Origin of the sequence: Neisseria sp. HMSC064E01, assembly GCF_001808875.1 — a bacterium.
In the GTDB taxonomy this organism is placed as follows: domain Bacteria; phylum Pseudomonadota; class Gammaproteobacteria; order Burkholderiales; family Neisseriaceae; genus Neisseria; species Neisseria sicca_A.
In genome coordinates, this window is the sequence record NZ_KV794924.1 from 13115 (window position 1) to 34792 (window position 21678).

Sequence of the window (21678 nt, forward strand, 5' to 3'; positions counted from 1 at the left end):
GTCTGAAACCTTATCCATGCCATTTACTTCTGCTTATCCAACGCCTCTTCATCCAGCGATTTCAACCATTCCAGCTTTTCACCGATTTTGATTTCCAGCCCACGCGGGACGGGTTGGTAGAAATCGGGTTCGTCCAAGCCGTCGGGCATATAGCTTTCGCCGGCGGCGTAGGCGTTTGGTTCGTCGTGGGCATAGCGGTATTCGCGTCCGTAGCCCAATTCCTTCATCAACTTGGTCGGGGCGTTGCGCAGGTGGACGGGTACTTCGTCGCTGGCGTTTTCTTTGACGAAGCGGCGCATTTGGTTGTATGCCTTGTAGCCTGCGTTGGATTTAGCGGCGGCGGCAAGGTACAGCACAGCTTGTGCCAGCGCAAGTTCGCCTTCGGGCGAGCCTAAGCGTTCGAAGGTGGCGGCGGCATCGTTGGCGATTTGGAAGGCGCGCGGGTCGGCAAGCCCGATGTCCTCCCACGCCATGCGCACGATGCGGCGGGCGAGGTAGCGCGGGTCGGTGCCGCCGTCGAGCATACGGCAGAACCAATACAGCGCGGCGTTGGGATGCGAGCCGCGCACGGATTTGTGCAGGGCGGAGATTTGGTTGTAGAAACTCTCGCCGCCTTTGTCGAAACGGCGGATTTGCGCGCCCAAGCTGTCGGCGAGAAATTCGGCGGTTAAGTTTTTCAGACGACGTGTGTCGGCGGCGCGTAAAAGTTGTTCCAGCAGATTCAACAATCTGCGCGCATCGCCGTCGGCGGTATTGACGAGCAGCTCCTGCGCATCGGCTTCAATCGTGAAATCCCGGTATTCGGGCAAGGCCAACACTTTGGCAATCAGTTTCTTGAGGTCGTCTGAAGACAAGGATTGCAAAACATACACCTGCGCGCGGCTCAACAGCGCGGGATTGACTTCAAACGATGGGTTTTCCGTAGTCGCGCCGATAAAGGTCAGCAAACCGCTTTCGACATGAGGTAAAAACGCGTCCTGTTGTGCCTTGTTGAAGCGGTGGACTTCATCGACAAACAAAATCGTCGCGCGTCCCTGCTGCAAAGCAATTTCAGCCTTATCGATTGCCTCGCGTATGTCTTTCACGCCGGAAAACACGGCGGAAACAGGCAGGAACTGGGCATTGAAACTCTGCGCCAAAATCCGCGCCAACGTCGTTTTGCCCACGCCCGGCGGCCCCCACAGCAACATAGAATGCGGCTTCCCGCCTTCCACCGCCACACGCAGCGGCTTGCCTTCGCCGATTAAATGCTGCTGCCCGATAACATCATCAAGCGTATGCGGGCGCAGGCGTTCGGCAAGCGGCGCATCGGGTTGGCGGGTGAAAAGGTCGGACATGGCGGTTTCCGTGAAAGAAGGTTTTCAGACGACGTGGATTATAGCAGGTCGTCTGAAAAGGGGGATTAACGCTCTTTGGGCATAATATCAATATAATTTTCATTCAAAATTTGTAGGGATTTCCCGCTGATGACGATACATTCCTTAGCTAATTTTGAAGCTTCTTCTTTTCCTTTGTTATTTTCAGCAGTTGGAGGGCAGAAGACCTTAGTGTCGCCTAAGTTCCAAGCCATGTAGCCGTATAGGGCGTTGTTGCGTTGTTCAGGGATTGAAGAACAGATAATGCCTTTTTCTACTTTTTCTTTTTCTGAAAGGGAAGAACATTTGAAATTTTGTTTTAACTTGAGCAAATCACCTCTTCTAATGCCATTGTTTGGTTGGAAATTATTATGTAATAAATACCAGGAGGAGTTTGCGGGAGTTTCAATGAAGCGGACAGTATTTAATAAATATAAAATTGATTTTTCCCTGGAATACTGCGATGGCATGGCTGAAATAGTCATTAAAACTAGAAAAGAAGAAAAAATAGGTTCTGATAAGGTAATTTTTTTGTTATTCTTTTTATATAATTTTGCAAATGAAAAGTTAATATATAAAAGAAATATTATTAGTAAGATTAAGAATGATACATAGAATATTGGAAACTTAAAAAAATCATAAATTTTCTCTATAATTAAATAAAATATAGCTATTATTGATAATACTAGTAGTGATGTATTTATAATATTTAAGATAGAAATAGGATCTTTAATTGTTTCAAGTTGTTTTCCACCTTTTTCATCTGTTTTTTTATCAAAAGGACTAATAAAATATAATGTAGCAAACGGGAGGGTGAATAACAGATAAATTATACCTAAAGATACTGCTGAGGCTACTAAGCTTGATGGATTGTTTATGGTGTCAGGAAAAATACTTAGATAGTTAATATTCCCTAGATATGTATAGGCTAAAAAACCTCCTGTTACGATACCTATGGTAACTGAAATGCCTGTTAGTTTATTAATTACATCTATATAATCAGTTTGCTTTGTTTTTAAATCAACTTGTGCTTGTTGCTTTATCTCGGGTGATGTGGGTTCTTTAATTCGATTGTTAGAAATACTATGTATTTTCTCTTTTTTGTTATCATGTGTTTTTAGCTGAATATGTAATTTTCGCTTTTTCATCATTATTACATCCCTTCGTTTTAAAAGATTCTCAAAGCTCACCCAAAATTATAACCCAACACTCCCCAATCCCCCATCTCACACTGCTTACGGTATAATACGCGTTTGTTTAAAGACTTTGCGGGGCGTTTCAGACGACCTTGCGGCAAGGGATGGCTATGAATATGAAAAAGATGGTTGCCGTTGCTTCTGTGGCGGCGTTGTTGGGCGGTTGCGCTTATGATTCGGATTCGTCGTTCGGCGGTTTGGGCGGCGGTACGGGTATCGGCGGCAGCGTGGTGAAAATGGCGGTCGATCATCAGTGCCGTTCGGAATTGAACAAGCGCAATGAGTGGCGTTTGATCGCGCTGACGATGAGCGCGGACAAACAGCGCGAGTGGGAAGACAAAATCTGCGGCTGCGCGAGCGAGGAAGCGCCGAATCAGGTGTCTGCGCAAGAGTTGATGGATGTTTTGAATCCTTCTTCGCGCGATCGGGCGATTGCGTCGGTAACGGTGAAAACCGTCAATGCTTGTTTCAAGCGTTTGTATAGATAATGTTTTTCAGACGACCTCTGTGTATCGGGGTCGTCTGAAAGTTTATAGTGGATTAAGGTCGGGATAGGGCGGCTTGCGGGATGGTTCGCAGGCGGGCTTCCTGTTTGGATCAACAATTTTTTTGTTTTTATAGAGAAGAAATCATGAAATATATCAGTACGCGCGGCGAGACGGCGCATAAACCGTTTAGCGAGGTTTTGTTGATGGGGCTTGCGCCCGATGGCGGTTTGATGCTGCCGGAGCGTTATCCGCAGGTCAGCCGCGAGACTTTGGACAAGTGGCGCGGTTTGAGCTATCCGGAACTGGCATTTGAGGTGATGAGCCTGTTTGTAACGGATATTCCGGCGGACGATTTGCACGATATTTTGAACCGTACTTATACGGAAGCGGCGTTCGGTACTAAGGAAATCACGCCTGTGCGTACTTTGTCCGACGGCATCAAAATCCAAGCCTTGTCCAACGGCCCGACGCTGGCGTTTAAGGATATGGCGATGCAGTTTTTGGGCAACGCGTTTGAATATGTGTTGAACAAAAAGGGCAGGGAACTCAATATCTTGGGCGCGACCAGCGGCGATACGGGTTCGGCTGCGGAATATGCCTTGCGCGGTAAAAAGGGCGTGAACGTATTTATGCTCTCGCCCGAGGGCAAAATGAGCGCGTTCCAACGTGCGCAGATGTACAGCCTGCAAGACGAGAATATCCATAATATCGCCGTGAAGGGCATGTTTGACGACTGTCAGGATATTGTGAAGGCGGTGCAAAACGATGCCGTGTTCAAGGAAAAATACCATATCGGTACGGTCAATTCGATCAACTGGGGACGCATCGTCGCGCAAGTGGTTTATTACTTTGCGGGTTATTTCAAGGCAACGCAAAGCAATGACGAGCAGGTCAGCTTTTGCGTGCCGAGCGGCAACTTCGGCAATGTTTGCGCGGGACACATCGCCAAACAAATGGGCTTGCCCATTCGCCGCCTGATTGTTGCGACCAATGAAAACGATGTATTGGACGAGTTTTTCAAAACCGGTGCATACCGCCCGCGCAACAGCGAGCATACTTATGTTACCTCCAGCCCGTCTATGGACATTTCCAAAGCCTCCAACTTCGAGCGTTTCGTGTTCGACCTGATGGATCGTGATCCTCAGGAAATCAATACGCTGTGGGCGGAAGTGGCGGCGGGCAAGGGCTTTGACTTGCAGTTTGCCTTGGAAAAAGTCGGCGGCAAATACGGTTTTACCTCCGGCAAATCCACCCACGCCGACCGCCTCGCCACCATCAAGCAGGTTTATGAGCAAGATAAAGAACTCATCGACCCGCACACTGCCGACGGCGTAAAAGTTGCCCGCGAAGTGCGCGAAGAAGGGGAGACGGTTGTGTGTTTGGAAACCGCGTTGGCAGCGAAATTCGATGCGACCATACGCGAAGCCGTCGGCGATGTCGCCATTCCGCGCCCCGCCGCGCTGGAAGGTTTGGAAAACCTGCCGCAGCGCGTCCGAGTCATGCCGAACAATGCAGCCGCCGTTAAAGAAATCATCCGTGAAACCTTAGACAAGTAATGCGTTGACCGAGAGGTCGTCTGAAAAGTTTTCAGACGACCTCTGCTAGACAGCAAACATTGTGATGATAAATATTTTCGTTTAAAATTGCGCGTTTGCTCTAATTCGGCATTATCTATTCACAGGCGAGACAGGTCGTCTGAAAACCCTTTTAAAACCATCATCCGCCCGACCCGCGTGTTCAGACGGATTTACCGACAGGAAACTCAAATGGCAGCATTCAATACCCAAAAAGTATTGTCCGTACACCACTGGACGGATGCGTATTTCACTTTTACCTGCACCCGCGACGAATCGTTGCGCTTCGAAAACGGCCAATTCGTCATGGTCGGATTGATGGTGGACGGCAAGCCGCTGATGCGCGCATACAGCGTCGCCTCCGCCAACTGGGAAGAACACCTCGAATTTTTCAGCATTAAAGTCCAAGACGGCCCCCTGACCAGCCGCCTGCAACACCTTAAAGTCGGCGACGACGTGTTAATCAGCAAAAAACCAACCGGAACCTTGGTTGCCGGCGACCTGAATCCCGGCAAACACCTTTACCTGTTGAGCACCGGTACCGGCATCGCCCCCTTCTTGAGCATCACCAAAGACCCTGAAATTTACGAGCAATTTGAAAAAATCATCCTCGTACACGGCGTGCGCTACAAAAAAGATTTGGCGTATTACGACCGCTTCACCAAAGAATTGCCCGAACACGAATACCTCGGCGACTTGGTTAAAGAAAAACTGATTTACTATCCGATCGTTTCCCGCGAAGACTACGAACACCACGGCCGCCTGACCGACCTGATGGTAAGCGGCAAACTGTTTGAAGACATCGGCCTGCCCAAAATCAACCCGCAAGACGACCGCGCCATGCTGTGCGGCAGCCCTGCCATGCTGAAAGACACCTGCAAAGTTCTGGATGATTTCGGTCTGACCGTCTCCCCGAAAACCGGCGTACGCGGCGACTACCTAATCGAACGCGCGTTTGTGGATCAATAAGGGTTTTGCGGTAATCAAAATATAGCGAGGCAGAACTTGTTATCAGGTTCTGCCTCGCTACAAATCCATTATTTGCCAAAATTCCGGTTTCACTCAATCTCTAAAATATCTCCTCAGACGATTCAACAGACTTCCCATTCTTATCATGTACGATGTCAACACCCACGATGTCCGCCGATTTTTCGCACACGTTTGGAAACATCGCCTGGCCCCGCTGCAACTGGATGCGCTTCAGCATAAAGCGCTCCGTATCATCGAATCCCATCCCGAATATACCCATTATCTTGAAAACATTGAAGACTATTTAGATAAAAACTGGCTGCCGGAAGACGGGGAGAGCAACCCGTTTTTGCATATGTCACTGCATCTTTCCCTTCAAGAGCAAGCAGCCATTGACCAACCACCGGGTATTCGGGCAATTCATCAGCAGCTTTGCGCACGTTATAACAACGACTGGATACGAGCCGAACATGACATGATGGACGCACTGGCAGAAACCATTTGGGAGGCGCAACGATACGGACGCGGTTTGGATGTCAATGCCTACATGACACGGCTTCGCAAACTGATCGGTTTAGGACAGGAAGAAAATGCCCGCATCAATCCGCATGAAGTGAATGCTAAATTTGACGGATGAAAAAGTTTTCTATGTGATAGGAAAAAGTGAATCGATTTCTTATTTTGAGGTCGTCTGAAAACAATGTTTCAGACGACCTCTCAGCTATGTTGGGACTTGATACGATTTACATTTACTATTCAGACTTTACTTCTTAGCGATTTAAAAAAGCATAATAACTTGCTTATAAGCACTATATTTATTAAGAAACAAATCATACTGTATGCAAGGTGAATCAATCTTCTATATGGTATGTTATCGACAGTAGTACTCAGATTCAGACCTATGGCTGTAATGATATTTTCTTCAAAAATGGCCCAAGGAAGTGTTAAGGTCATATTAACTAATTCCGCAATCCAAGGTTCTATGAAAAACAGTATAAAAAGCACTGATAAATATATAAATGAAATGGTTATATACCTTTTTAATTTCATATATCACCTTTGAGTTAAGTGGAAAGAAATGGGTCTAGCTAGGGACAGTCAACAGAAATCATGAGGGGAGGCAATTTACGCTTGCCAAGTTACTTTATTAAGCTGTGCTTTGATGAAATTAAAAATTTTCCTGTCACTAGTATGATTCAAATCTAAAAATGATAAATATTGGCAATTACCATTTGGGTAGGGGAAAATTAAAAATTCATAATAGATATCTTCTATATCCGCTATTGTTAAATCACTAAATTGAAAATTAGTGGTTACTACATTCAACATATGGTCATTTTTGATTGATTCTGCTTCCAAAAGATTATCAAATTCATCTTCTAAAATATCGGCATTTTCTCCAATAAGAATTATCCAGAATAAAGGGTATTGTTTAATTAATCCAAATAAATCATTATAATTTATTGTTTTGAGGTAGTTTTGACTGATTAAAGCGACTATGGGTTTATCTTTTTCTATTTGAATTTTTTGGAAATATGTATCAAGATTTATATTTAAATAGTGAATCATTTTGAGGGGGTTAGGGTAGTTAAACAGATAAGGCGGGTATTTGTAGGAAAAGGTCGTCAGAAAATTACTTCAGACGACTTTGCGGTTTTATTAGAAATTCATTTAGCTTAAAACGATGAATTTTTTAGATTTTGTAACAATTGGCTTGCCTCTTCCTTAGAAATTTCAGTAATATAATCGCTCTTGATAGCAAACTTAAGTAATTCTATTATTTTATGATAGCTTCTCTTATTTTTCCTGTTAATTAAAAATTTTGCATAATCAAGAGCTGCATCTCCATCATTAAATTCTGATATTGCTCTGTTCCACCAAAATCTAGCTTGCCGTATATTTCCTAAACTCGCATAAAGTGATGCAATATTAGAACACAACCCACCACTTTTTCCTTCATATTGCCAACTTTTTCTATACCATTTGAGTGCCAAAATTGGATTTTTTCGAACTCCATATCCAACATCAGATAAAACTGCTAAATTATTATAACAATTAACATCTTTTCGCAAAGCTCCTTTCTCCAAAAAATAAAAAGCTTTTTGATAATCTTGATTTTCAAGGTAATAATTAGCTTGTATAAATTCATCGGTAAGATAAGTGTCATTGCACATAGGAATTGTCCTTAACATCCGTAAATTTCCAAATTTATAAGCAGGGCGTGCTTCAAAGTACGCACATAGTTTGCATTTAAGGTCGTCTGAAAGATTTGTTTTTTAGCAACCTCATTACTGGTTAGTATAAAGGTCCTCTGAAAAATAATTTTCAATTACAAAAACTTCTCATTAAATCTGCTAACTAAATCCTAATCAATAGCAACAACCCGTTTAGACCATGCGAATCGAAAATCATGATTAACCAAATTTGTTTATACTGTTATGACGATGATGAGAGAACTTCTGAATTTAAGCAAGAATTCTTTGCTATTCCTGAGCTTTATCTCGTTTCCATACCCAAATTTGATTCCAAAAAAGTGATTAAATGTAATATTTTCTTATGGGAGAACGGCCCACTTCCACCTAAAGAAAAAATATTGGGATTTGCCGATTCTCATCAGATTTTTGATTTCAAGAAGTATATCTCCCTATCCGAAAGAGATAGACAGCTAATGCAGTTACAGGTTATCCATCAGGGGATGCTGGATATTGCTGCTGATTACAATTGGGATAAAGGACCGTTGGAAGAGGCTTATCAAAGTTGCTTGACTTCCGATTTAACCTTTCTAAAACAGATCAAAAAGCGCAAACTGAGTCCGAACAGAAAACAATACCTGTCTTTATGGGCATATTGCGATCAACACCACTTTAAAATCACTTGGACTGTATCAGATAGGAAAGAAAATATTCTCAAAAAGGGAGTTTTACTAACAAAAGAGTCATATTTTGTTGATATATGGAGTCAGCTGAAATTTTATTGGATGGATGATGAGCGTTTTATTGTTGAGCTGAGTTATAAAGGTCTAATTACGGACGCATGGGCAGTTAATATTGCATATTGTTGATTTAAAATATTAGTTATTTTAGCAATGTATTGATACACTAAGGTCATAGACTGTGATGAGGCCATAATGGATATAACATCTTTTTTAAAAACGGGCAGGTTTAAAGGTTTATCTGTTGGTATGTCGTATAGTGACTTTCAAAAACAGAAACGGTTTAAAAAGCTGACTAAATGGTTATACGAAGAAGGCGATGTAGAGAGTGGCTTTTGCGTTTTTTGGAAAGGGTTGGAAGTTGGTTTTACCGATGGTGTTGTTTATCCATTGTTAATAGACCCTTACTTCAGGGATATTACAATTGCAAAGCAGTATAAAATTAATAGGAAATTAACTATCGAGAAGTTTATAAAATATTTGTTTTTCGCTGATATTAAATGGAAATTTGTTTCTAGAGAAGAGTGGGAACATGAGTGTGAAATAAAAACTGAAGGTGGTGTTTCTGTGATTTTTTCATTTGATTTGAATGGGGTAAAAATCTCTAAATTTTCTATTTCATAGAAAGTAGGGAGATAAGTAAGGTTGGTTAATGTGTATCCTTATAATCTATTTCACTGACAATTAGGTAAAGAAAGAATCTTTATGTTTAGCCTAAAAGCAGATAGAGACATTTTTAGTAATTTTGAAACTCGGACAAATATTGTTACTGGTTTAGGGAAGTTACCTAATTTAAGTGAATCATATTTATCATTTTTGGCTCAATTTAAAGGTATAGAAATTACTCCCGATGTAATCATATATGGGTATGAAGATTCTTTAAATGAAAATAGATATCTAGAGAAGAATTATTCTGACTGTAGTGAGGTATTCTGGATGATTGGTTGCTCAGGACAAGGAGATGGTTGGTTTATAAATAAACTGGATGGCTCAATCTTTTTTTATGATCATGATTCAGGGGAGTATCAAATAAATTATTTCATGAATTTGGGAATCAATTTTATAGAATTTTTGCAATTATCCTTTTTATACTGTGAGTTAGAGAGATATCTTGATTTGAATGATGGTATAGTAGACGAAATCAGACAAAAACAATTTGAAGATACGGTAAATTCAATACATGATGATTTATTCTCTTCTTACCCTTATAGATATTTTGATACTAAGCCTGCATAACAGCTAAACATCGCTGTTTCACCAATCTCTGTCGCAGTCATTGCCTCTTAGTCTGTTCAACATAAAAGGTCGTCTGAAAACCAATTTTCAGACGACCTTTTATCTGATATGAAAACCCAAGCTGCGGATGTCATCAAATCGTTTTCAAATCCTCGTTGTTTATGAATGATTTTTCTTTTTTCTGCTCAAAAAACTCATGTTAAGCGGAGTAAAGCACACGCAGAAGCGTGGTACAATATTGTCAACAATTTAAGGCGTTTTCCTCACGGAGAACGCTGTTTTTCATTCGACATCAAGAGGCTTTTATGAAATTTTTAGACCGTGAGGCGACGATTGCCGCACCGGGTTTTAACCGTTGGCTGGTGCCGCCTGCCGCTTTGGCGGTGCATCTTGCCATCGGGCAGATTTATGCGTATTCCGTGTTTAACGCGCCACTGACCAAACTTATCGGCATTACCGAATCCGCAGCCGGGGATTGGAAGCTGACGACTGTGGGCTGGATTTTCAGTATCGCGCTGGCTATGTTGGGGGCGTCTGCTGCTTTATTTGGGACTTGGATGGAGCGTGTCGGACCACGCAAGGCGATGTTTGTCGCGGCGTGCTGTTTCAGCTTGGGCTTTTTTGTGTCGGCACTCGGCGTCAGTACGCATAATCTGTTTCTTCTGTATTTGGGCAACGGCGTGATCGGCGGCATCGGCTTGGGGTTAGGCTATATTGGCCCTGTGTCCACTTTGATGAAGTGGTTTCCCGACAAACCGGGCATGGCGACGGGTTTGGCGATTATGGGGTTCGGCGGTGGTGCGATGCTTGCCTCGCCGTTGTCCGTATCATTGATGAATGCGTTTTCAGACGACGTGTCGGTTGGTGTCGCACCGACTTTTGTCGTGCTGGGGCTGTTTTACCTTGTGTTGATGATGTTCGGCGCATTCACCATCCGCGTGCCGGCGGAGGGGTGGAAACCTGAAGGCTATGTCGCGCCGAAAGTCAAAAACAAGCTGGTCAGCAGCAATCATGTCAATGTTTCCCAAGCGATGAAAACGCCGCAATTTTGGCTGTTGTTTTGGGTGTTGTGCCTGAACGTGACTGCCGGTATCGGCGTTTTGGGGCAGGCTTCGGTCATGATTCAGGAGCTATTTTCAGAGGCTTCGGTTGGCAAACAAGCGGCAGTCAGTGCGGGGGCGGCGGCAGGTTTCGTCAGCCTTTTGAGTCTGTTCAATATGGGCGGGCGGTTTTTGTGGTCCAGCGTTTCCGACAGAATCGGACGTAAAAATACCTACACCATCTTTTTCGTACTCGGCTCGTTGCTATATTTTGCCGTTCCGTCTATTGGCGAGATCGGGAACAAGGCTTTGTTTATTATTGGATTTTGCGTCATCATTTCCATGTATGGCGGCGGTTTTGCTGCGATTCCGGCTTATTTGAAAGACTTGTTTGGCACTTATCAAGTCGGCGCGATTCATGGACGTATTTTGCTGGCGTGGTCAACCGCCGCCGTGATCGGTCCGGTCTTGGTGAACTACATTCGCCAAAGCCAAATCGACAGCGGCGTACCCGCCGCGCAGGCATACAGTATAACCATGTATATCATGGCAGGATTGTTGATTGTCGGTTTGCTGTGCAACCTTGCCGTCAAATCCGTCCATGAAAAACACCACGAAACCGACATCAAAACAGCGGCCCACAGCGGCAACCCCGATGACGAAACTGCTGTTTCCGATGCCTACTTGTTGCAGGAAAAAGTTGCGGCAGGCGGTTTTTCGGTTTGGTGGCGTTGGGCTTTAGTCGGCGTCCCGCTGGTTTACGGCGTGGTGATGGTGTTCGTCAAGGCATTGGGCTTGTTCCGCTAGGTATTTCGGCTGCTGATGCCGGAGGTCGTCTGAAAAGCGGATATTGGTTTTCAGACGACCTTTGGGATAGAAAACCGGCTTTTATTGGCTTAACCGTCTGATTGGTAACGGCATTCGTGTGCAGCGTCAGTTGAGTTGGCGTTTGCAGGAAGTGTTGCGGTGCAAATCGGTAATTTATACCGGACTGGATTTGTGATACATTTTTGCCTTTGCAAACCGCAGCAAGCTACTGGTCAAAATGGGAAATTTGACTTCTTCCCATCTGTTGACCCATGATAGGAAAAGAAATGTTTTGGTATATCGTAGGATTTTTTGCTTTCATCGTCGCCGCTCTTGCGCTCTGGGTGAACGCCAGCGCGTTTGGTATGCAGGATGACGGCACGCCGCAATCCGAATATGAAAAACGTTTGGGTTTGGGAGCAAAATTGAAGGATAAAGAAACTGTTATGAAAGAACGCGAAGCGGCAAGGTTCCATCCTGATGATTGATTTGGGACACGCTGTTGAAATCTGAACAAGGAAATTTAGCGGAAACCTTTGACCGTCATGCAGAAAGGTCGTCTGAAAACCTGAATTTGGTTTTTTCAGACGACCTTTTCGTTTACGGCTTTACCGTTTATTCGATGACAACGCGCGCGTTAAGCGGCTGGACGGGGCGGTTGTTGTGCGAGCCGATGGCGCGGGTGAATTTTTCTGCCTGCGCCTGATCAATGTGGTCGTAGTTTTTCAACAGTAGCCACGATACGCCTTCGCTGCACGGCGGTGTGGTCAGTGAGCCGGCAAAGCGGTAGTATTTCAGTCGTTTCTGCAGCAGGGTGCTGGCGTCGAAGGCTTTGTCGAGGTTTACTTTTCCTTCCTTCATCGGCATCACGTTCCATATAGGCGCGAGGCGGTCGTTGGTTTTGCCAGGTTCGTACAATACTGCCAATACCAAAGGCTGGCGGTTTTCGTCCAAGTGGACGAAGTGGGCTTCCATCGGGAAGGTGCGGCCTTTGATTTGGTTTTCACTGGGTACGTGGAAATGGAATTGTTTCAGGGTGTAGGTGCGACCGTTTACGCTAAGGGTATTGCCGCCTTCGGCGTAGTTGACTTGGATGGTGTGGCCGTTGTTTTCCACGTTAACCGCGCTCGGCTTGTAATTGACTTTGATGGCGGGCAGTCTGCCTGAGACGGTTTCGGTGATGTTGACGGGGGATTGGTTTTTGCCTGTGGAGCATAAACGGAACTCTTCAGAAAGCTCACCCCAGCTTTCGGGGGAGTCGTGTCCGGTGTAACCCCAATGGGTGTGGTTTCCGTGTGCGGCGGCGGAGAATGCTGCGAAGGTGGACAGCAGGAAGACAGTCAGACGAGGCAACGTACGGGTCAAGCAGGGCATTGCAATATCCTTTCTATAAGGAGGAGGGAAAAAAGCATTGCGGTGCGTGTATAGAATATTGTTATTTTTTATTGAACCATAGCCATATTAAATCACTAGGTCAAGCCTTCTTTTGCTAATTAATTTAAGGCTATGAAGTTAAAGCGAATTCATTTTTTAAAAAACGATATTGTCGTTTTAGGAATGGATAATAATTTGCAATAGAAAAATGCTGATTGGCGCGCGAGAAAAATTAAAGGAAAACCGCCCTATGAAAAAGGTCGTCTGAAAACCTGAATTTGGTTTTTCAGACGACCTTTCTGTCATGCCTGCCAAGGGTTATTTGTGCAGCCCGCATTCTTTGCTGTCTTTGCTTTCCCACCACCAGCGTCCGGCGCGAATGTCTTCGTCTGCTTTGACGGGGCGGGTGCAGGGTTCGCAGCCTATGCTCGGGTAGCCTTGGAAATACAGGGCGTTGAGCGGAACGTCGTAGGCTTGCGCGTATGCCCAGACGTCGTTTTCTTCCCAGTCGAAAATGGGGTTGAACTTGGCGATGTTGCGGCTGTGGTCGGTTTCTTCGAAATCCAATTCGCTGCGGGTTGCCGATTGGCTGCGGCGTTGTCCGGTCAGCCAGGCGGGGGCGTTTTTCAGGGCACGGTTGAGCGGCTCGATTTTGCGGATGTGGCAGCAACGGCGGCGCAGCTCGACGCTGTCGTACATGGCGGTTGCGCTGAATTCCTGCTCAAACTGCCGCGCACTTTCGGGATCGGGGTGGAAGACTTTCAGCTCGGTTTGGTAGCGAACGTTGACGGCGGTAATCAGGGCGGCGGTTTCGGGATTGAGCTTGCCGGTGTCGAGGGTGATGATGCGCAGGGGGAGTTTCAGGTGGCAGATGGCGTCGGTAATGATCATGTCTTCGACGGCAAGGCTGGAGGCGAAGACGGCTTGCGGATAGCGGCGGGCGATGTGTTTGAGGCGGTTTTCGAGCGTGGCGGTCAACTCGGGCAGCCGGCGCTGTTCGGCTTCTCCTGTTGTCGGGATGCGCCAAAGCTGGGGACGGAAGAGGGACATGGTTTGCTGTTCCTTGATTTTTGTTTTCAGACGACCTCTCTTGCGGCAAAGGGGTCGTCTGAAAGTTTGTTCGGAACATTATTGTCGGGCGGTCTCGCGCGAAGGGGAAAGAATGCTTTTCTATTTCTTTATAACCAAAGCGATTGCTGCTGGTCTTTCGGCACGAGGTGGTTCACGCCTATGCCGATCAAGCGGAAGGCGTCTTCTCGCTGGGGCGGCACGCGCTGCATCAGGGTTTGCGCGGCGCAAAGCAGGGCGTCGGTGTCGGGCAGGACGGAAGAGTAGGTCAGGGAGCGGGTGATGATGCGGAAATCATGGGTTTTCAGCTTGAGGGTTACACCTTTGGCTTCGACGTTTTTTCGCTCGATTTGCCGCCACAGGTCTTCGGCAAGGTGGGGCAGGTGCCCGCCTGCCTGTTCGAGCGACAGGTCTTCGGGTAGGGTGATTTCGGTGGAGATTTGGAGGCGTTCGCGTTCGGCTTTGACGGGGCGTTCGTCCGTACCGCGCGCCAAATCATAGAGGCGGTAGCCGTAGCGTCCGAAATGGTTTAACAGTTCGCCGCGCTCGAAACGGCGCAAATCACCTGCCGTCTGCATACCCAGCGACTGCATTTTTTTCAGCGTGACTTTGCCCACCCCGGGGATTTTGCCCAAAGGCAGGGTTTCTAAAAACGTCATGACCTTGTGCGGCGGCAGGACGAATTGCCCGTTCGGCTTTCGCCAGTCCGATGCGATTTTCGCTAGAAATTTGTTCGGCGCGATGCCTGCGGAAGCGGTCAGGCCAGTTTCCGCAAAAATGGCGGCGCGGATTTCTTTGGCGACTTCGCTGGCGTAGGGGATGTTTTTGAAATTATGGGTCACATCAAGATAGGCTTCGTCCAGCGACAAGGGTTCGATCAAGTCGGTATAGCGACTGAATACGGCGTGAATCTGCGCGGAAACCTGACGGTACAAATCGAAATGCGGCGGCACATACACCGCTTGAGGACACAGCCTTTTCGCCGTCGCCACCGACATCGCGGAATGCAGCCCGAACTGCCGCGCCTCATACGATGCGGCGCAAATCACCGAACGCGCGCCCTCCCACGCGACGACCACGGGCAGCCCTTTCAAATGCGGCTGCTCGCGCAGTTCTACCGATGCGTAGAACGCGTCCATGTCGATATGGATGATTTTGCGTTGGGACATTGAAGACGGTCGGGAAAGAAAAAGAGACGGGTATTTTAGCGGAAAACGACAAACGAAGGTCGTCTGAAACGGCATTTGGCTTTTCAGACGACCTTTGATTAGGAGGCGCAAACAGGTTTTCAAGATTTGCCTGATGGCTTGAATCTACGCCGTTTCATGCGCCCATTGGGGCAGGGTGGTTTTCTGTTTGCAAAAGGCAAACAGCCGCTGCCCATTGCATTTTTCAAACATCAACTCTACGCCGCTTTGCAGCCGCAAAATCAGCGCGGACGGCGTATCGATTTTGATGAAGTCGATATGATGTTGCACGAGTTTGGCAATGGCGGAATACAAATCAAGCTTGTCCGCATGCCTGAAAAACCAAGGATTTAAGCTTAACCAACGCCCGCCGTTCAACGAAGCACCGGGTTGGAAGTCCGCCCGGATTTGAGTCAGGCGGTCGTCTGAAAAATGCAATTCGATATCGCCATACAGCCAAATGTTCCAGCCCTTTTTTACCAAAAGCCCTTTAGGCACGCATTCGGGCGCAGGGAACATTTGCAGGATCATCTCCGCCGTCTGCCCGATCTCCAGATAATCAAATCGGCCTGTGGTCAAAAAGTCGTACATATCGACGGAAATCGGGAAATGGTAGCGCATGGTCGTTTCAGACGAGGTGTGAAATATGGGCTATCTTAGTTCAAAATACAAATGCAATCAATTCTTATTTTTATTTATTTGGCTCATTAAAAGAAATTTGTCGGACAGGCTGATCACTCAAAACAATATTAAGATATTGATAATGAGTTTTCCAATACGCAAATTTGCCATATGATTATCCGCGTTTCATCATCATTTATTCAGTTCATCAGCTATGGCATACATTTTTATATTTTTAGTCGGATGCTTCATTTTCATCCTGATTGCCCGCAGAGTACGGCCAGCGCCTGAAATCATTTGGGAAAACGAACCGCTCATCTGCATCAGTCTCGGTAATTTATTGGATAACGAACGGATTTATTTTGGCAAAAACGAGATTTTCATTTGTGAAGGCAGTGAAATTAAAGCACGTCATCCTCTTCAAGATTTGATTTATTTGAGTAGGACGATGATGGCCCTTTTCGGAACTCATGTTTGGAGGCTGGAGTTTAGAGCGGACGGAAGTCAAGTTGCTTATCATTTTTATCCCAAAGCCGGCGGATTCGCTATTTTTTATAAACAACTGGTTCAAAATCATCCGCGTACCATTATGGACTGTTGGAGTGAATGGATGAGATAGGCAGCATGGGGCAGTAAATGAAATTTAGCCCTAAATGCGATTATAGTGGATTAAATTTAAATCAGGACAAGGCGACGAAGCCGCAGATAGTACAGATAGAGACCTTTGCAAAATTCCCCAAAATCCAGATAGTACGGCAAGGCGAGGCAGCGCCGTACTGGTTTAAAGTTAATCCACTATATTTGTTTTAAGCACATAAAAAGGTCGTCTGAAACCTCTTTCCAGTTTTCAGACGATCTTCTTTCATCTATATTCTGCTTAAACCGTCATTAGTCTTTCAATGCAGTCAAAACTTTGCCGGCGATTTCATTCAGGCTTACGGTTTGCGCCTGATTGTCGCGGCGTTCGGCGTATTCGACATTGCCTTCTTTCAAGGCGCGGTCGCCGATGACGACGCGGTGCGGGATGCCCAGAAGCTCGGAGTCGTTCAGCAGTACGCCTGCACGTTCGTCGCGGTCGTCGAGGAGGACGTCTGCGCCTGCGGCCAGCAGTTCGGCGTAGATTTTGTCGGCGGCTTCGCGCACGGCGTCTGATTTTTTGTAGTTCATCGGCACGATAACGACTTCAAACGGCGCCATTGCTTTGGTCCAGATGATGCCTTTTTCGTCATTGTTCTGCTCGATGGCGGCGGCAACGACGCGAGTGATGCCGATGCCGTAGCAGCCCATTTCCATGATTTGCGATTTGCCGTTGTTGTCGAGGAAGCTCACGTTCATGGCTTGGGTGTATTTGTCGCGCAATTGGAAGACGTGTCCGACTTCGATGCCGCGCGCCAGTTTCAGACGGCCTTGTCCGTCGGGGCTTTCGTCGCCTTCGACGACGTTGCGCAAATCGACAAACTCAGGCTCGGCGGCGTCGCGGCCGAAGTTGAAGCCGGTATAGTGGTAGTCGTCTTCGTTCGCGCCGATGACCCAGTCCGCGCCTTTTTCAGTGGCGAAATCGGCATAGACTTTGCCTGTGAAGCCGACGGGGCCGAGCGAGCCACCGTTTGCACCGAACTGCGCACGGATGGCGGCAGGGTCTGCCATGGTCAGCGGCGATTTCACACCTGCGAGTTTTTCAGCTTTGATGTCGTTGAACTCATGGTCGCCGCGCAACAGTAATAAGACGATTTCGCCTTCGTTTTCGCCTTCGACCACAATGGATTTCAGTGTTTTTTCAATCGGAATGCTGAGTAAGTCAACCAATGAATCAATGGTTTTGACGTTTGGTGTGTGTACTTTGGTCAGTTCTGCCTGAGCGGTCGCGCGTTCGCCTTTGAGCGGCAAGGTCGGAGCTAACTCGATATTGGCGGCGTAATCGGAAGTGTCGCTGTATGCAATGACATCTTCGCCGCTTTCCGCCAACACTTGAAACTCGTGCGAACCGGTGCCGCCGATGCTGCCGGTGTCTGCGGCAACGGGGCGGAATTCCAAGCCCAGACGGGTGAAGATGCGGCAGTAAGCGTCATACATGGCATCATAGGTCGTCTGAAGCGAGGCGTAGTCGGCATGGAAGGAATAAGCGTCTTTCATGACGAACTCGCGCGCGCGCATGACGCCGAAGCGCGGGCGCACTTCGTCGCGGAATTTGGTTTGGATGTGGTAAAAGTTTTTCGGCAGCTGTTTGTAGCTGTTGATTTCTTTGCGCACGATGTCGGCGATGACTTCCTCACAGGTCGGGCCCATGCAGAAATCGCGGTCGTGGCGGTCTTTCAGGCGCAGCAGTTCTTTACCGTAAAATTCCCAGCGGCCGGATTCCTGCCAAAGCTCGGCAGGCTGCACCACCGGCATCAACAACTCCACGCTGCCCGCGCGCGCCATTTCTTCGCGCACGACGTTCTCAACTTTGCGCAACACGCGCAGCCCCATCGGCATCCAAGTATAAAGGCCGGACGCGTTGGCTTTAATCAGACCGGCGCGAATCATCAGCTTGTGGCTGGCAAGCGCGGCTTCGGCAGGGGCTTCTTTCAGGGTGGAAATGAAAAATTGGCTGGCTTTCATGGTGTGTTTTTCTGTGTAAAAAAGTAAGCGCGTATTGTAACGCGAAAGGCAGGGGGATTGAAGTTTTTCCCTATGCGCGAACAGCCGCCGCCTTTCTTTTTGAGTTAATCCATTTGACATTTATCGGGCGTGTCAATCACTTTTTATACACAATTTCGCATTGGCTTGTTTTGCTTATAGATTTTTCCCATAAAGGCTTTGAAATTTTTTATTTTTATAACTAATTGATTTTATTGTATTTTATTTGACTATTTTTTAAGCACCGAAAGGCTTGGGTTGTTCCAAAAGCAAAATTTCCGATTACCCAAAGCTTATCAACAAACTTATCCACAGAGTTTGTGTATAGATTAGTGTCGTCTGAAACCATACCGTTCGATAGGTTTTTAAAAGCCCGTAACGCGGTCTTTCTGTTAAGATGATGCCTTCACTTTTTTCACACCACCTATCTATGTCCGCACACGAATTACACCTGCTTTCCCGTGCCAAAATGTTCAACGGCCATCAGGAGCAATACCGCTGCTTTTCCGAAACCTGCCAAACCGACATGACTTTCGGCATCTACCTGCCGCCGCAAGTATTGAAAGGCTATCCCGCGCCGGTTTTGTATTTTTTGTCGGGATTGAACTGCGACGGCTCGGAACTGATACGCCAAACCGGCATCCAGCGTTTTGCCGCGCAATGGAACATCATCGTCGTTTTTCCCGACACCTCGCCGCGCGGCAGCCATATCAGCGACAGCGCGAACGAATTTATCGGGCAAGGCGCGGGATTTTACATTGATGCGACCGAACAACCGTGGGCGGCGCATTATCAGATGTACAGCCATATCAGCCGCGAACTGCCCGACTGGGTGGAACGGCATTTCCCCGCCACCCAAGAACGCAGTATCGCAGGTTTCAGCATGGGCGGACACGGCGCGCTTTCCATCGCCCTGAAAAATCCGGGACGCTATGCCGCCGTTTCCGCATTCGCCCCCTTGTGCCATCCGACTGCCAGCCGGGGCGGAAAGCAGGCGTTTGCCGCCTATCTGGGCGCGGAATCGAATGCTTGGCAGGTTTACGACAGCACATCGTTCGTTCAGACGACCTCACGCAAGCTGCCGATACTTATCGACCAAGGCGGCATCGATCCGCTGTTCCCCGACGAATTACAACCCGAAGCCTTCGTCAACGCCGCCCGTGCCAACGGCTTCAACGTGCAATACAAAGTCCGCCCCGGCTACGGACACGATTATTTCTTCATCGCTAGCTTTATCGACTCGCATATCGAGTTTCATGCTGAGGCATTGGGTTTGTAAATCCGCCATCTATAGTGGATTAACTTTAAACCAGTACGGCGTTGCCTCGCCTTAGCTCAAAGAGAACGATTCTCTAAGGTGCTTAAAGCACCAAGTGAATCGGTTCCGTACTATCTGTACTATCTGCGGCTTCATCGCCTTGTCCTGATGTACTATCTGCGGCTTCGTCGCCTTGTCCTGATTTAAAGTTAATCCACTATAACTAGAAAGGTCGTCTGAAAAGTTTTCAGACGACCTTTTTGATCTTTCACACTCAATTAGTGTTGATGATGATGGTGTTCATGCCGTTCAGCCGCGCGTTTCGTTCCGACGGGCATAATCAGCGTTGCATACGACTTGTCCTCTTGGCAAACGCTTTTATCGGCATAGTTTGCCTGATGGACGGCTTTGATTTTCCACAAACCTTCAATCAAAGGAATCACATTGACGACGCCGTCTTTATCCGTTTTCCCTGAGAAACCTTGCGGCTCGCGGTGGTCGTGTGTCGCCGCCAAGTCCATTTCCGCCAGCGTATCCGAGCTTGCCGTTACCGTCGCTTTTGCCAACGGTTTGCCTTTATAAAGCACTTTAATCGGAAGCAGGCCGCCTGCCTTGACTTCATTCGGATTTTTCAGCGGCACCAGCTCCAATTCATGACCGACCGGACGGGTCAATACGCTTTCATCCACGCCTGCGCTGCCCACTTGCAAAAACGCTTTGCCGAACATCTGAGCCTGTTCGCAATAAGTCGCGCCGGGCAGGTCTTTCAAGGTTTTCTGTTTCCAGCCTTCACTGTTTTGCGACCAGAACGTCGGTTTGTACACCGAGCCGACCCAATAAGAGCCGTCTTTCAGGCGGGATTTGGAAACATATTGGTAATTTTCGCCTTTATTCGTTAAATCAACGGTTTTTCCGGATTTGTCCGTCAATTGCAGCGGTTTGAAAATATGCACGCGATCGTCGGCGATTTTTTCAACATTCGGGAAATCATGGCTGTAACCTAAATCCGCTTTCAACGTACTGCCCGAATCCAAACGCACCGGAGCCGACACCCACAAATCATGCGCCTGCGCCGCCATGCTCAAGCCCAATGCGCCAAGTATCCATAATTTTTTCATGTTTCTTCCTCAAATTTGATTGTTTACGGTTCAAAAGCCAACGGAAAGCCCGAAAAGCAAGGCAACCTTACTCTTTTTATTTCGAAATGTAAATATTATTGATGATTGTTTTTAGTTACAAAGAACTAGAAATCCTTAAAGGGACAACAGAAAACAGAAAGGTCGTCTGAAAACCTTGAAATTAGGTTTTCAGACGACCTTTCAGTATTGGGAGGATGGATTATTGCGCTTCCAGTTTTTTCAGCAGATCAGGCATGGCTTCTTCGTTGTAGCGGTAATAGCGGACGCTGTCCGTACCTTCTTTATTGGTCATTTCTAATACATTGGGTTTGCCTTCCAGCTTCAGCAGCAGCGGAACTTTGAATTTGACGGTTTTGCCGATTTCGTCAGGTTTTTGTTCGGGCGCGCCATCGTTGTGGCTGACGGTGTAGTTGGTTATGGTTTGACGGAATTCTTGTCTCCAACGGCTGAATTTCCATTTGAAGTCTTGGGTAATGGTGGTCGTATCGCCGGAATTTGCTTGGAAATGAATCAGGTCGCGGCCGGTACCGTCGGGGCGCATCAGACTGGCGTTGAGCAGGGAGCCGTCTGCGTTTTTGCTGGTGTTGCCCCACATGCCGAACAAGTCTTTGCGTTTGACTTTTTTGGCGGTAACGAGCTGGTTGGGTTCGGTAACGTGCAGACCCGGTACATAAGCCGTCTCCGCCACGGCGGCAGAAGTCAGGGTCAAGGTGAACGCGGCGGCGCCAAGTAGGGTTTTCCATGTTTTCATATTGTTTTCCTTATATGTAATGAGCAGTTGAAGAATCGGGCGCAGGCGGCGAATCCGTTTTTTG

At 47.1% G+C, this 21678-nt stretch carries 22 protein-coding genes; 11 read left to right on the forward strand and 11 right to left on the reverse strand.

From position 1 onward, the window contains the following. Positions 1-23 precede the first annotated feature (23 nt). Positions 24-1337, reverse strand: a complete 1314-nt coding sequence (locus tag HMPREF2572_RS05195; protein ID WP_070496536.1) for a replication-associated recombination protein A — start codon at positions 1335-1337, stop codon at positions 24-26. A gap of 65 nt (positions 1338-1402) precedes the next feature. Then, entirely contained in the window at positions 1403-2506 is a 1104-nt protein-coding gene (locus HMPREF2572_RS05200; protein WP_070496537.1) for a hypothetical protein, read from the reverse strand. A 161-nt stretch (positions 2507-2667) separates the two neighbouring features. Between HMPREF2572_RS05200 and HMPREF2572_RS05205 the strand changes: the two genes are divergently transcribed. The 4 genes from HMPREF2572_RS05205 (at position 2668) to HMPREF2572_RS05220 (ending at position 6219) form a co-directional block, all read left to right on the forward strand. Continuing rightward, positions 2668-3039 (forward strand): hypothetical protein, encoded by a 372-nt coding sequence (locus HMPREF2572_RS05205; RefSeq protein ID WP_070496590.1) that lies wholly within the window; start codon positions 2668-2670, stop codon positions 3037-3039. Between the two features lie 143 nt (positions 3040-3182). Continuing rightward, positions 3183-4595: a threonine synthase gene (gene thrC / locus HMPREF2572_RS05210; RefSeq protein WP_070496538.1), complete on the forward strand. Its 1413-nt coding sequence runs from the start codon at positions 3183-3185 to the stop codon at positions 4593-4595. A 210-nt stretch (positions 4596-4805) separates the two neighbouring features. Next, positions 4806-5582: a ferredoxin--NADP reductase gene (locus HMPREF2572_RS05215; RefSeq protein WP_003756710.1), complete on the forward strand. Its 777-nt coding sequence runs from the start codon at positions 4806-4808 to the stop codon at positions 5580-5582. Positions 5583-5727: 145 nt separating this feature from the next. Continuing rightward, on the forward strand, positions 5728-6219 hold the full coding sequence (locus tag HMPREF2572_RS05220; RefSeq protein WP_070496539.1) for a DUF1841 family protein: 492 nt from the start codon (positions 5728-5730) through the stop codon (positions 6217-6219). Between the two features lie 488 nt (positions 6220-6707). On the opposite strand, the gene HMPREF2572_RS05230 is transcribed toward HMPREF2572_RS05220, so the two are convergent. Both HMPREF2572_RS05230 and HMPREF2572_RS05235 read right to left on the reverse strand, forming a co-directional pair. Then, entirely contained in the window at positions 6708-7151 is a 444-nt protein-coding gene (locus HMPREF2572_RS05230) for a hypothetical protein (RefSeq protein ID WP_070496541.1), read from the reverse strand. Between the two features lie 107 nt (positions 7152-7258). Further along, positions 7259-7756 carry an SEL1-like repeat protein gene (locus HMPREF2572_RS05235; RefSeq protein ID WP_070496542.1) on the reverse strand — a complete coding sequence of 166 codons (498 nt, stop codon included), beginning with the start codon at positions 7754-7756 and terminating at the stop codon, positions 7259-7261. A gap of 236 nt (positions 7757-7992) precedes the next feature. Between HMPREF2572_RS05235 and HMPREF2572_RS05240 the strand changes: the two genes are divergently transcribed. The 5 genes from HMPREF2572_RS05240 to HMPREF2572_RS05260 all read left to right on the forward strand — a co-directional run bounded on the left by HMPREF2572_RS05240 (position 7993) and on the right by HMPREF2572_RS05260 (position 12085). Further along, positions 7993-8643: a hypothetical protein gene (locus HMPREF2572_RS05240; protein WP_070496544.1), complete on the forward strand. Its 651-nt coding sequence runs from the start codon at positions 7993-7995 to the stop codon at positions 8641-8643. A 66-nt stretch (positions 8644-8709) separates the two neighbouring features. Beyond that, a complete protein-coding gene (locus HMPREF2572_RS05245; protein ID WP_070496547.1) occupies positions 8710-9138 on the forward strand; it encodes a hypothetical protein in 429 nt (142 codons plus the stop codon). A gap of 81 nt (positions 9139-9219) precedes the next feature. Continuing rightward, positions 9220-9750, forward strand: a complete 531-nt coding sequence (locus HMPREF2572_RS05250) for a hypothetical protein (protein ID WP_070496549.1) — start codon at positions 9220-9222, stop codon at positions 9748-9750. 305 nt (positions 9751-10055) lie between these two features. Further along, on the forward strand, positions 10056-11597 hold the full coding sequence (locus tag HMPREF2572_RS05255) for an L-lactate MFS transporter (RefSeq protein ID WP_070496552.1): 1542 nt from the start codon (positions 10056-10058) through the stop codon (positions 11595-11597). A gap of 287 nt (positions 11598-11884) precedes the next feature. Next, positions 11885-12085: a hypothetical protein gene (locus HMPREF2572_RS05260; RefSeq protein ID WP_070496554.1), complete on the forward strand. Its 201-nt coding sequence runs from the start codon at positions 11885-11887 to the stop codon at positions 12083-12085. Positions 12086-12212: 127 nt separating this feature from the next. On the opposite strand, the gene cah is transcribed toward HMPREF2572_RS05260, so the two are convergent. The 4 genes from cah to HMPREF2572_RS05280 form a co-directional block, all read right to left on the reverse strand. Next, on the reverse strand, positions 12213-12971 hold the full coding sequence (gene cah / locus HMPREF2572_RS05265; RefSeq protein WP_070496556.1) for a carbonic anhydrase: 759 nt from the start codon (positions 12969-12971) through the stop codon (positions 12213-12215). A gap of 318 nt (positions 12972-13289) precedes the next feature. After that, a complete protein-coding gene (locus HMPREF2572_RS05270) occupies positions 13290-14021 on the reverse strand; it encodes a phosphoadenylyl-sulfate reductase (protein WP_070496558.1) in 732 nt (243 codons plus the stop codon). Between the two features lie 128 nt (positions 14022-14149). Further along, positions 14150-15208 carry a DNA polymerase IV gene (dinB, locus tag HMPREF2572_RS05275; protein ID WP_070496559.1) on the reverse strand — a complete coding sequence of 353 codons (1059 nt, stop codon included), beginning with the start codon at positions 15206-15208 and terminating at the stop codon, positions 14150-14152. Between the two features lie 144 nt (positions 15209-15352). Then, positions 15353-15847, reverse strand: a complete 495-nt coding sequence (locus HMPREF2572_RS05280; RefSeq protein ID WP_049224716.1) for a hypothetical protein — start codon at positions 15845-15847, stop codon at positions 15353-15355. A 214-nt stretch (positions 15848-16061) separates the two neighbouring features. Here HMPREF2572_RS05280 and HMPREF2572_RS05285 point away from each other — a divergent pair, with 214 nt between their 5' ends. Further along, positions 16062-16466, forward strand: a complete 405-nt coding sequence (locus HMPREF2572_RS05285; RefSeq protein ID WP_070496560.1) for a hypothetical protein — start codon at positions 16062-16064, stop codon at positions 16464-16466. A gap of 269 nt (positions 16467-16735) precedes the next feature. Here the strand turns inward: HMPREF2572_RS05285 and HMPREF2572_RS05290 are convergent, their stop codons facing one another. Further along, positions 16736-18448 carry a proline--tRNA ligase gene (locus HMPREF2572_RS05290; RefSeq protein ID WP_070496562.1) on the reverse strand — a complete coding sequence of 571 codons (1713 nt, stop codon included), beginning with the start codon at positions 18446-18448 and terminating at the stop codon, positions 16736-16738. 448 nt (positions 18449-18896) lie between these two features. Here HMPREF2572_RS05290 and fghA point away from each other — a divergent pair, with 448 nt between their 5' ends. Beyond that, a complete protein-coding gene (gene fghA, locus HMPREF2572_RS05295) occupies positions 18897-19745 on the forward strand; it encodes an S-formylglutathione hydrolase (protein ID WP_070496565.1) in 849 nt (282 codons plus the stop codon). 257 nt (positions 19746-20002) lie between these two features. On the opposite strand, the gene HMPREF2572_RS05300 is transcribed toward fghA, so the two are convergent. Continuing rightward, positions 20003-20842: a DUF4198 domain-containing protein gene (locus HMPREF2572_RS05300; RefSeq protein WP_070496567.1), complete on the reverse strand. Its 840-nt coding sequence runs from the start codon at positions 20840-20842 to the stop codon at positions 20003-20005. A 220-nt stretch (positions 20843-21062) separates the two neighbouring features. Further along, positions 21063-21614, reverse strand: a complete 552-nt coding sequence (locus HMPREF2572_RS05305) for a hypothetical protein (RefSeq protein ID WP_009312874.1) — start codon at positions 21612-21614, stop codon at positions 21063-21065. Positions 21615-21678 lie beyond the last annotated feature (64 nt).